Raw genomic sequence first — 12,358 nt, 5'->3', positions numbered from 1 at the left:
AGAAAACGTGGTGGCAGCAGGAATTTGCCGTATTTAAATGCGAAGCCACGGCAAATTGCGTTACTGGGCACGTATGCGTGAACAGTAACTGCCTAAATAGAAATAGATCGAAAAATTTCGAAAATTGTTGAAAAATAGAATTTAATCGTATATAATGTACTTTCGGGATATTGCAGGGAAAGGTGCAGGGAAATAAAAGCACACAAACAATCGAGGGACAATATCACGTTAGATATAAAGAAACTTCTAAGCGAAATAAATCGAAAGGACGTTAATTCGTGGAGAAAGAAAATTTTTTAGGTAAGTTAAGGAAACTGGTAGAGTTAGCAAAGTCCAAGCAGAACGCGCTGGACGTGACAGAGATCAATAACTTTTTTATGGGCGATAATCTGCAGACAGAGCAGATGGAGCAGATTTACAATTATCTGGAGCAGAATAATATTGATGTCATTCCGGAGGTGATCGATGATTCGATCCTCAAGGAAAATGATTCGATGCTCGATGATGATGTGGATGATGAATTCCTCAAGAACGAGGAAGAGGATATCGATCTGGATGCGATCGATCTGTTAGAGGGAATCGGCACGGAAGATCCGGTCCGCATGTACCTGAAAGAGATCGGTACCGTTCCGCTTCTGAGCGCGGAGGAGGAGATCCGCCTTGCAAAGCGCAAAGCAGAGGGTGATGTGAATGCAAAAGAGCGCCTGATTGAGGCAAACCTGCGCCTGGTTGTCAGCATTGCAAAGCGCTATACAGGACGCGGCATGAGCTTCCTGGATCTGGTTCAGGAAGGCAATCTGGGTCTTATTAAGGGCGTTGAGAAGTTTGATTATACAAAGGGTTATAAGTTAAGTACATATGCGACCTGGTGGATTCGTCAGTCTGTTACAAGGGCTCTGGCGGATCAGGCGAGAACTATCCGTGTCCCGGTGCATATGGTAGAGACGATCAACAAGATGTCCAAGATGCAGCGTAAGCTGACGCTGGAACTGGGCTATGAGCCGTCGGTGGCAGAGCTTTCCGAGGCGCTTGGCATGTCCGAGGATAAGGTCATGGAGATCATGCAGATCGCACGTGAGCCAGCTTCCCTGGAAACCCCGATCGGTGAGGAAGACGATTCCAATCTGGGTGATTTCGTAGCGGATGGCAACGTGGTAACGCCGGAAGGGAATGTAGAATCTGTTATGCTGCGTGAGCATATCGATGCATTGCTTGGAGACCTGAAGGAGAGAGAGCGTCAGGTTATTATTCTCCGGTTTGGTCTGGAGGACGGACATCCGAGAACCCTGGAGGAGGTCGGAAAAGCATTCAACGTAACGAGAGAGCGTATCCGCCAGATCGAGGCAAAAGCACTTCGTAAATTAAGAAATCCGGTCCGGAGCAAGCGGATTCGCGATTTCCTGTAAGAGTTGTATCATTTTGGTAAAAAGGAAAATTTGTTTGGAATTTCCTGAAGGTTTTAATAAAAAGATAAAGCAGTTTGTACCCGTCCGTGGGTACAGGCTGCTTTTTCAAGTTTTGAAGAATATGAATTATTGTGCATATCTTCATATGACGTCTAAGGATGGAAATGATGTTTGTCAGGAAAGAAGCGTTTCGGATAGAAGTATCGTGTGCTGGAAGGAAAATGCACGGACAGATGGGAATTTATAGAAAGAGGAGAGAAAAATGTCGGAACCAATGAAAAATCCGCCAGCCAGAAAGACACAGACGGCGAAACGGAATTATCAGAAAGAAATGGAAAAAGTGCTGGATGCAGCAGTCCGGGACGGCAGAGTTCCGACTTTATTTCTCCACAGCTGTTGTGCGCCGTGCAGCAGCTACGTGCTGGAATATCTGTCGCAGTATTTTTCAATTACGGTGTTCTACTACAATCCGAATATTTCACCGAAGGAGGAATATGAGGCGCGCACGGAGGAGGTACAGCGGCTGATCCGGGAGCTTCCAGCGGTGCATCCGATCCGGTTTGTAGAAGGAAAATACGACCCGGAATGCTACTATGAGGCAGTCCGGGGGCATGAGAAGGATCCGGAGGGCGGCGAGCGCTGCGGTATTTGTTTTGAGATGCGCCTCCGGGAAGCGGCGAAGCTGGCAGCCGAGGGCGGCTATGACTGGTTCACGACGACCCTCACGATCAGTCCGCTCAAAAATGCCGGGCGCCTCAATACGATCGGGCAGGCGATGGGAGAAGAGTATCATGTGGCATTTCTGCCGTCGGATTTCAAGAAAAAAGAGGGATATAAGCGCTCGATCGAGCTGTCGGCGCAGTATCATCTATACCGGCAGAATTACTGCGGATGCGTGTTCTCGAAGCGGGAGCGTGAAGAGCAGATGCAGAAGGAAAGGCAGGAAACATCGTGATTTGCGGGGCGATATGTTTGGTCGAAGATGAGTTTGTATGGATGATTGCCTGTAGCTGTGAAAGTATGAAACGGCTGTGAGGGGAAAAAAGTGGTACTGTTCACAGGTAGGCACTTTTGGAACCGAAAGTGCCGTAAGAAAACGTGGTGGCAGCAGGAATTTGCCGTATTTAAATGCGAAGCCACGGCAAATTCCGTTACTGAGCACGTATGCGTGAACAGTAACAAAAAAGTTACAAGAAAAGATGGAAACAGAAAGGAAGAAACGCAATGTACCGCTTATGTATATTTGATTTGGATGGAACTCTTTTAAATACGGTTTATGCGCTGACTTATGTGACAAATTTAACATTGGATGCATTCGGACTGCGCCATGTTACACCGGAGGAAACGAAACGGATCGTGGGAAATGGATACCGGATGCAGATGAAGCGCGCGCTGGTGCTGGCGGGGGATGAGAAGCTGGTTCATTATGAAGCGTCGCTTCCGATTTATATGGAGAATTTCTCTAAATACTGCCTGAAAGACGTAGAGCCATATGACGGTATCCGGGAACTGCTGGCGTCGTTAAAAGAGATGGGTGTACATGTGGCTGTCCTTTCGAACAAGCCGCATGAGCAGGCAATTGTGAATATTGAGACATTCTTTGGGAAAGGATGTTTTGATGTGGTGCGCGGCGAGCAGGCGGGAACGCCGAAAAAACCGGCTCCAGACGGGGCGTTCGCCATCTGCCGGGAACTGGGTATAAAACAGGAAGAGTGTCTGTATCTGGGCGATACGAATACAGATATGGAAACTGGGCTGAATGCCGGAATGGACACGGTCGGCGTGCTCTGGGGCTTCCGTGACCGGGAAGAGCTGGAAGGCTGCCATCCGCAGTATATTGTGGCACATCCGTCGGAAGTAGCGGAGATTGTGAAGAAAAAGAATGAGTCACATGGAAGAATGGAGTAGTGTCTGTGTTTGTTCATAGCTGTGAAAAGAGAAACAGTTGTGAAAGAAAATGATATTTGAAATAGTAATTCGAAATGTTTATTGAAAAACATTTACTGAATATAGAAGAAGTTAAGGGTAAAAAAGAAATATGGTAAAACACAAGAATGGATTTAAATGTAAATGGATATCATGGATGCTTGCTTTTTTGATTGCCTTTTCCTGTGTTCTTACAGCGTGTACGCCACGGCGGGGAACTGCATCGTCCGATTCATCGTCGAATCCGTTAAAAGGGGCAGATGCGTCTGGTGATACGCGCTTAAACGTTGTGACGACGCTATTTCCGTATTACGATTTTCTCCGGCAGATTGCCGGGGATTCGATCCGGCTGACGATGGTTGTTCCGGCGGGCATGGACAGCCATTCGTTCGAGCCGACGCCGGCGGACATGATCACGATCCAGAATGCAGATCTGTTAGTCTGCAACGGCGGTACGATGGAACAGTGGCTTTCGCAGGTGCTTGATTCTTTCGGGGAAGGCACCGGACCGAAGCGCGTCGTGACGATGATGGACTGCGTGGATGTAGTGCAGGAGGAGATCGTCGAGGGCATGGAAGATGGAGAGGCGCACGATCATGGACATACGCATGTTCATGCGGATGGAACAGTTCATGCGGGTGATCACGATCATGAGTCGGAAGATCATGCTCACAGTGAAGAAGAACATGAGCCAGAGGACCAGGTTTACAGTGAAGAAGAACACGACACAGAAGAGCATATTCACAGCGAGGATGAGCATGATATGGAAGATGTGGCGGTTCATGATGAAGATCACGCTCAAGAGTATCTGGATGAGGACGATGGTCACGGCGTCGAGATTGAATATGACGAGCACATCTGGACGTCCCCGGTCAATGCGAAAAAGCTGGCCGGCGTGCTGGCGGAGGTGCTGGCACAGGAAGATCCGGCGCACGCGGCTTCCTATGCGGAAAACTGCGCGTCCTATCAGGATAAATTGACGGAATTGGATGCAGAATTCAGAGAAGTTGTCTCCCATGCCAAGCGCCGTCTCGTCGTTTTCGGTGATAAATTTCCACTCCGGTACTTTTTCGATGAGTATGGGCTGGAATACAGGGCGGCATTTTCAGGATGCAGTACGGATACGGAGCCGAGTGCCAAGACCATCGCCTACCTGATCGATAAGGTGCGGGAGGAACAGATACCAGCCGTCTATTACCTGGAGCTTTCCAGCCCGCGCGTGGCGGAGATCATCGGGGAAGAGACGGGCGCGGAACCACTGTTGTTCCACTCCTGCCACAATGTGACGAGACACCAGTTTGATTCGGGCGTTACCTATCTGGAATTGATGGAGCAGAACGTAAAGAACTTGAAAAAGGGATTGTCATAAAAAAAATAGATGATTATGGGAAAAAGTCTTTAGCCATGGTGAATGTTTATGACAATAGAAGAGTAGAGCAGTAGTGAAAGGAATTATAGATGGGATTACTCTTAAAATGTGAGCATGTAGGTTTTGGTTATGAAAACCAGGATGCGGTGCTGGATGTGAACCTGGAGGTAAATGAGGGCGATTACATCTGCATTGTCGGCGAAAATGGTTCGGGAAAAAGTACCCTGATGAAGGGCATTCTGGGACTTTTAAAACCGACTTCGGGCAGGATTGAATATTCGGAAGAATTAAAAAAAGCCGGTATTGGTTACCTGCCGCAGCAGACCGACGCGCAGAAGGACTTTCCAGCGACTGTGTTTGAGGTGGTTATCTCCGGGTGCCTGGGAAAACGCGGCAGCCGCCCGTTTTATTCGATGAAAGAAAAGAAAGAGGCGCGGGCAAATCTGGATCGTCTGGGAATCCGCGATCTGGAAAAAAGCTGTTTCAGAGAGCTTTCCGGCGGTCAGAAACAGCGTGTTCTGATCGCGCGGGCGCTCTGTGCGACGGATAAGCTGCTGATTCTCGATGAGCCGATCACGGGACTCGATCCGTCGGCGATTCTGGACTTTTATCAGCTGATCCGGAAACTGAATCAGGAAGAAAAGGTTGCAATCCTGATGGTTTCCCATGATATGGCAAATATTGTGCATCAGGGAGGAAAAATTTTGCAGATGCGGCAGAAGCCGCTGTTCTGGGGTACGATGAAAGAATATGTGAAGAGTGAGATTGCTCATTCTTTCCTGGGACGGGAAGAGCTGGCAACTCTGGGGCACAGATGCGGAGTGCCGATGCAGAAGGATGGAATCAGGAAGATGCAGAAGCCGGAAACTGATTCTGAAACGAAACAGCATTTGAAAGACAGAAATGCGGAGAAGGAGGTGTAGAAGATGGGAATTATATCTGAAATGTTATCATACCCGTTTATGGTGCGGGCGCTGATCGGCGGTCTTTTAGTCTCTCTCTGCGCCTCTCTGCTGGGTGTCAGCCTGGTGCTCAAACGCTACTCAATGATTGGAGACGGTTTATCCCATGTTTCGTTCGGATCCCTTTCGATCGCACTGGCGGCAGGATGGTCACCTTTAAAGGTTTCGATTCCGGTGGTCGTGCTGGCGGCATTTTTCCTGCTGCGGATCACGGAACATGGAAAAGTAAAGAGTGACGCTGCGATTGCGATGATCTCGGCCAGTGCGCTTGCAATCGGTATTATCGTAACTTCCCTGACAACCGGTATGACGACCGATGTCAGCAGCTATATGTTTGGAAGCATTCTCGCAATGAGCCGGGAAGATGTCCAGTTTGCGGCGGTGCTTTCCATGGTGGTGCTTGGATTATATCTTTTTTGCTATAATAAAGTATTTGCGGTTACCTTTGATGAGAGCTTTGCCAAGGCGACCGGCGTCAATGTGTCGCTCTATAACGTGCTGATAGCGGTTCTGACCGCGATCACGATCGTGATTGGAATGCGGATGATGGGCGCGATGCTGATCTCCAGTCTGATTATTTTCCCGGCTCTGACCTCCATGCGGGTGTTCAAGAGCTTCCGGGGGGTGGTCATCGCATCGGGTATTCTGTCGCTGATCTGTTTCTTTGGAGGAATGGTGATGTCCTACACGTACTCAACACCGGCGGGCGCGAGCGTTGTTGTGGTGGATCTGGCGGCGTTTCTGCTCTTTTCGCTGATACAGAGAGGGATAGCTGCTACTGCCCGCAAATAGGATGTTTTTTGTAGAACATACACATTCTGTATGCTCATGTTTCTGTTCACGGGTAGGCACTTTTGGAACCGAAAGTGCCGTAAGAAAACGTGGTGGCAGCAGGAATTTGCCGTATTGAAATGCGAAGCCACGGCAAATTCCGTTACTGGACACGTATGCGTGTACAGTAACATGCTCATGCGTTTGCCGCGATGATTTGCCGGGGAGTGGTTGACAAATAAAATGGCTTGCGGTTATAATAATATTCGGTTGCCGGAATGGGCAGATCGCCAGCAAAAGCTTGCAGAGTTGCTGGTCGGCGATAGAAAACGAAAATTGAATAGCTTGTCTAAGCGTTAAAGAGACTATAGGGTTTGTACTGTTTCTGAGATAAACAGTAAAGTCCGTAGTCTCTTTTTTATTTGATAAGAAATGCTTTGCAGAAGAAACCCAGGTGTTTTTTTCTGCGAAGAATGTGTCAGAAACGCTCATGAAAAGTGAAAAATAAAAAAGGGAATGGAGATGGAAAAATGGATCAGACCTACATGAAAGAAAAACCAGTTGTCCCGCTGCTGCTTTCGATGGGAATCCCGGTCATCATATCGATGATCGCCGGGGCACTCTACAATATCGTGGACAGCATTTTCGTGGCAATGATCAGTGAGGACGCGATGACGGCGGTTTCGCTTGTCTATCCGATCCAGAACCTCGCGCACGCAGCCGGGGTTGGGTTTGGCGTTGGTATCAATGCGATGGTGGCGAGACGCCTTGGCGAAGGAAAAACACGGATGGCGAACCAGACAGCATCGCAGGGAGTATTTTTAAGTGCCTTACATGGAATGATTTTAACGATTTTAGGAATGGCGGTGATTCCGTATTTCCTGCGGATGTTTACGAGCGATGAGGTAACGATTTCCTACGGACTGACGTATTTTTGCAATGTGTTTCTGTTTTCAACGATCGACACGATGGGAATGGCATATGAAAAGGTCTACCAGTCGGTTGGAAAGATGAAAATATCGATGGCAGCCGTCTTGATTGGATGCGGCGTCAATATCGTGCTGGACCCGATCTTTATCTTTGGCTTAGGCCCCATGCCGGAACTGGGAATCCGCGGTGCGGCGTGGGCGACAGGAATCGGGCAGACGGCGTCGCTGCTGTTTTATTTGATTTTAAACCATGTGAAACCGTTAAATGTGGAGATTTCGCTGCGGGAAATGCGTCCGTCGAAGGAGATCTGCGGCGGTATGTATTCAGTCGGAATCGCGGCAACACTCAATATGGCGCTGACATCCCTGCTTCTGACGGCGCTCAATGCGATTCTGGCACCATTTTCGCAGGTATATATTCTGGTGCTGGGTGTTTACTACAAGCTGCAGGCACTGCTTTATCAGGGAGCCAGCGGCGTGGTGCAGGGAATGCGCCCGCTGATCGGTTACAATTACGGTGCAGGCGAGCAGGAGAGGGTGAAAAAGATCTTCCGCGCGGCCTTCATGATTGTTGGCATTATCATGACAGCGGGAACCCTGCTTGGCGAGCTGGTGCCGGATTTCCTGATGGGGCTGTTTACGCAGACGCCTTCGACGGTGGAGATCGGCAGAACGGCGCTCCGGCTCATCAGCCCGGGCTTTGTCATGTCAACGGTTTCCGTCATTGCTTCCGGCGCGTTTGAGGGACTTGGAATGGGACTTAAATCTCTGAAAATTTCCCTGATGCGCTATGCCGTGATTATTATTCCGATCGCATTTGTGCTCAGCCGGATCATCGGTCCTACCGGTGTCTGGCACGCGTTCTGGCTGGCAGAGCTTATCACGGCAGTGTATGCTGGGGCGAGCTGGAAGCGGACGATTACTGTGTCTTTATAGGGCGTTTTTGGTCTCAAAAAGGCTGCATATATGTGAGGCTAAAAACGTTACTGTTCACACGCGCCCAGTAACGGGATTTTGCCGATGCTTGACTTTACTAGGTATTTGTGTAAAATAATAAGTGGCTGATCGGAACTTCGGCAGATTCGGGCGATGTAAAGCTATGCATTGCCGGGATGCCAGGTACCGGGCGGACAATGATTTACAGTCAGTACACATTTGTACAGAAAAGAAGGTAAGTAAAATGACAAAGATTGATATTATTTCCGGTTTCCTGGGTGCAGGAAAGACTACGTTTATTAAACAGCTTTTAAAAGAAGCAATTTCAGGCGAGAAAGTCGTTCTGATTGAAAATGAATTTGGACAGATCGGCATTGACGGCGGTTTTTTAAAAGACGCTGGCATCGAGATCCGTGAGATGAACTCCGGCTGTATCTGCTGCTCCCTGGTCGGCGATTTTGGACGTTCCCTCGAGGAAGTTCTGACCAAATATCAGCCGGATCGTGTTATCATCGAGCCGTCAGGCGTCGGCAAGCTGTCTGATGTTATGAATGCAGTAAAAAATGTAGCTTCTGAGATTGAGGTTATGTTAAACAGTGCGGTTACCGTGGTAGATGTCAACAAATGCCGTATGTATATGAAGAACTTCGGTGAGTTTTTCAACAACCAGATTGAAAATGCAGGCACGATCGTGTTAAGCCGTACCGATGTAGCGGATCCGAAGAAGGTACAGGGCGCGGTTGAGATGCTTCGCCAGCACAATGCAAAGGCAACCATCGTGACCACTCCATGCAGCGAGCTGACCGGCGCACAGCTTCTTGAGATGATCGAGCAGGAAGACGATATGGCAGAGGAGCTGATGAAAGAGGCAAGAGAGCATATGCATGAGCATCATCACCATCATGATCATGACGATGACTGCGATTGCGGCTGCCATGACCACGATCATGAGCATCACCACCATGACGATGACTGCGACTGTGGCTGCCATGATCATGATCACGAGCATCATCACCATGACGATGACTGCGATTGTGGCTGTCATGATCACGATCATGAGCACCATCATCATGACCATGATGATGACTGTGGCTGTCACGATCATGACCATGAGCATCATCATCACGACCATGATGACGAGTGTGGCTGTGGCTGCCATGACCACCACCACGATCACGAAGGACACCATCATGCAGATGATGTATTTACAAGCTGGGGCTTGGAGAATGTCGGCGTGATGAAGAAAGAAGATCTGCAGAAGATTCTGGATGATCTGGCTTATGGTGATAAATACGGCGAGGTTCTGCGTGCGAAAGGCATGGTTCCGAGTGAAGAAAAGGGCGTATGGCTGCATTTTGATATGGTTCCGGAGCAGGCTGAGATCCGTGAGGGAGCACCGGATTTTACCGGAAAGGTGTGCGTGATCGGTGCCGAGCTGGACGAAGAGGGTCTGAAGGCAGCGTTCAACGCGTAAATACAAGGAGAATGAACTATGAATGAAGATAAGATGCCGTTGTTTCTCATCAATGGTTTTCTGGAAGCTGGAAAAACCCAGTTTATTAAATTTACAATGCAGCAGGATTATTTCCAGACCGAAGGAAAAACACTTCTGATTGTCTGCGAAGAGGGCGAGGAAGAGTATGATGAGGAGCTTTTAAAGCAGACTCATACAGCGGTTGTCTATATAGAGGAAGCGGAAAAGCTGACGCCGGAATACCTACAGGATCTGGAGCTTCTTTACAATCCGGAGCGAGTTCTGATGGAGTGGAACGGTATGTGGAATCTGGATGCCCTGAAACTTCCGAACGATTGGGATCTGTATCAGCAGATCACGATCATCGATGGTTCCACATTTGATTTATACCTGCAGAACATGAAACCATTGATTGGTGCCATGGTCCGCAACACGGAAATGATTATTATGAACCGTTGCGACGAGATCGAGGATCTGGATGTATACCGCCGTACTTTAAAGGGCATGAACCCGCAGGTTCAGATCGTATTTGAGGACGCAGAGGGCGAAATTGAGGAAGTGACCGAAGCGGATCTTCCATTTGATGTCAATGCCGAAGTGATCGAGATTCCGCCGGAGGCATATGGTATCTGGTATATTGATGCGATGGATAAACCGGATCGTTACCGTGGAAAGACCGTTGAATTTACCGGCATGGTACTGAAAACCCCGGATTTCCCGAAGAACAACTTTGTTCCTGGACGTATGGCGATGACCTGCTGCGAGGCAGATATGACGTTCTTAGGTTTCATGTGCAAGGCAAAAAATGCCCGTCTGCTTGAGACGAAAGACTGGGTCAAAGTACGTGCCCGCGTAGAATATGAGTATATGCCGGAGTATGAGGGCGAAGGTCCGATGCTTTATGCAGATTACGTGGAAAAGGCAGAGCCGATTGAGGAGATTGTGCAGTTCTAAGATTTGCAACGGAAAGCTGTGCTTGAAAGAAAAGGTGTGCCCCGGAGTGTGGAAGACTCCGGGGTTTTTAAAAAAGAAAGAGAAATCGAACAAATGCTCGATTTCTCTTTCTTTTATTTAAAATTGGATTACAGCTTTATCTTACTCCGTCATCTTCGGCACCGGAGTAGGTCTTGACCGGTCAAATACCTCGTTGACATCAAACAGGTCACTCAAATGATCGCCGCCGACTCCACTTTCCGGAAGGTCGTAATACATCCGGTAGCCGTCGAGGTTCCGGCGCCCCTGTCGCATATAATCGTCGCCGATCTGGACGAAATACTGGGAGGAATCTACGTTACAGAAGTAACGGAATCCCTTGTTGTACAGGTACTGGAAGCGCTCGCTGCTTGTATCATACGGATGCCAGTCCCCAATATCGCTTCCAAACGGGAAGAGGATGGTATCACACGGACCGGTCAGCGTTTCGACTTCATTTGCCCATTTATCGGTATCTTCACGGAATTTATCCATGGAGATCGTACCCATGTTGCGGTGTCCCCAGCTGTGGGAGGCAATTTCAAAACCGTCGTCGCGCAGGCACTGGACGACTTTTGTTGCGTTGGCGCGTTCTTCCTCAAAGTTGAAATCCGGGTGTTCCGCTTTGTACTCGTCAGTATTGTAGGCGGAATCGGTGCGGTAGCCCAGGATGCCATTGTAACCGGTAAAAGCAATGCATGCTTTTGCGCCGCGGTAGGAGAAATCCGGGTGCTCTTTGATGAAATCATCCAGTAACGGCACCAGATCATAGGAACCGACGGAAACAGAACCGTCGTCCATCTTCATCTCGTTCGTTGGCTTGCCATCCTCGCCGATAATCATACGGGAGGCAAAGCCATCGCCATCCATGTATTCGTAGTAGCAGACATCATCCTGTGACATGACGAACGGCTTCTTACCTTCCGGAAGCATGATATCGCCCTCCTGGAAATGCCTGGAACCGTCCTCTGCGGTCACCTCATATGCTACATCGTGCAGACGTACCAGAACGAAACCGCGCTCATACATCGACTGGAGAATCTTCATAAATTCATCCTTGGTCGTCATGACCTGATTATAACCCTTTTCGCGGCTGTCGCCGTCAAATGCTTTCGAGGTATCCATAATCAGTGTATGGAAGAATACATGCGTTACCTTGTGCGGATCAGCGCGCACCAGTGTTTCTTTGGTGGCGTTGTATTCGTCGATCGCTGCCGTCACGGACTCGTCAGATGCGTATGTACTGCTGGACAGGAGATTGATTGCCCCGTCATAGTCATAACCGTCTGCCAGAAGCTTTGCCTGAGCGATGACACCCTCGAGGCTGTCATCAGCAGGTGCAGATGCATTATCAAGGGAAATTACTCCATTTTCAGAATCCGTTTCGGTTGCCGCTGGAACCGAAGATACATGTTCTGCCGGAGAGCGGCGCACCCAGAGGAACGCGGCAATTCCAAGCAGTACAATCAGAATGCCGATTAAAATTAAATACGGAAGTTTGGAGGAACCGCCGTGCCGTCGCCTGGAACGTCCGCCACGTGCAGAAAATCCAACGCTTCCAAGGGAGGAATTTCTTCTCATCATAGTTTTCACCTTTTGTTTATTCATATTTA

Annotated in this window: 9 protein-coding genes and 1 pseudogene; 9 read left to right on the top strand and 1 reads right to left on the bottom strand. The window is 48.8% G+C overall.

All coding sequences use genetic code 11. From position 1 onward, the window contains the following. Positions 1–278: 278 nt before the first annotated feature. The 9 genes and pseudogenes from rpoD (at position 279) to DWY89_RS08905 (ending at position 10,727) form a co-directional block, all read left to right on the top strand. Positions 279–1,406, top strand: coding sequence for an RNA polymerase sigma factor RpoD (gene rpoD, locus DWY89_RS08945; RefSeq protein WP_022359808.1), 1,128 nt, complete (start codon positions 279–281; stop codon positions 1,404–1,406). 262 nt (positions 1,407–1,668) lie between these two features. Then, positions 1,669–2,361: an epoxyqueuosine reductase QueH gene (locus DWY89_RS08940; RefSeq protein WP_022359809.1), complete on the top strand. Its 693-nt coding sequence runs from the start codon at positions 1,669–1,671 to the stop codon at positions 2,359–2,361. A gap of 269 nt (positions 2,362–2,630) precedes the next feature. Continuing rightward, positions 2,631–3,314, top strand: coding sequence for an HAD family hydrolase (locus tag DWY89_RS08935; protein ID WP_118523520.1), 684 nt, complete (start codon positions 2,631–2,633; stop codon positions 3,312–3,314). 175 nt (positions 3,315–3,489) lie between these two features. Further along, entirely contained in the window at positions 3,490–4,701 is a 1,212-nt protein-coding gene (locus DWY89_RS08930; protein ID WP_182434547.1) for a metal ABC transporter substrate-binding protein, read from the top strand. Positions 4,702–4,790: 89 nt separating this feature from the next. Then, positions 4,791–5,492, top strand: a pseudogene (locus DWY89_RS08925) (ABC transporter ATP-binding protein); the annotation flags it as partial. Positions 5,493–5,627: 135 nt separating this feature from the next. Continuing rightward, positions 5,628–6,455, top strand: a complete 828-nt coding sequence (locus DWY89_RS08920; protein WP_022359814.1) for a metal ABC transporter permease — start codon at positions 5,628–5,630, stop codon at positions 6,453–6,455. A gap of 509 nt (positions 6,456–6,964) precedes the next feature. Next, a complete protein-coding gene (locus tag DWY89_RS08915) occupies positions 6,965–8,299 on the top strand; it encodes an MATE family efflux transporter (RefSeq protein ID WP_118491947.1) in 1,335 nt (444 codons plus the stop codon). A 244-nt stretch (positions 8,300–8,543) separates the two neighbouring features. Then, complete coding sequence (locus DWY89_RS08910) at positions 8,544–9,773, top strand: CobW family GTP-binding protein (RefSeq protein ID WP_118491949.1); 1,230 nt, start codon at positions 8,544–8,546, stop codon at positions 9,771–9,773. Between the two features lie 18 nt (positions 9,774–9,791). Next, positions 9,792–10,727, top strand: a complete 936-nt coding sequence (locus tag DWY89_RS08905; RefSeq protein WP_022359817.1) for a GTP-binding protein — start codon at positions 9,792–9,794, stop codon at positions 10,725–10,727. Positions 10,728–10,868: 141 nt separating this feature from the next. Here DWY89_RS08905 and DWY89_RS08900 read toward each other — a convergent pair whose 3' ends face one another. Beyond that, positions 10,869–12,329 carry a polysaccharide deacetylase family protein gene (locus DWY89_RS08900; protein WP_118523517.1) on the bottom strand — a complete coding sequence of 487 codons (1,461 nt, stop codon included), beginning with the start codon at positions 12,327–12,329 and terminating at the stop codon, positions 10,869–10,871. Positions 12,330–12,358: the final 29 nt, after the last annotated feature.

The sequence above is a fragment of the Clostridium sp. AF27-5AA genome (assembly GCF_003478415.1).
GTDB lineage: Bacteria > Bacillota > Clostridia > Lachnospirales > Lachnospiraceae > Otoolea > Otoolea fessa.
The sequence above is the reverse complement of the archived record's forward strand: the minus strand, read 5'-3'. Positions and strand labels throughout refer to the sequence as shown.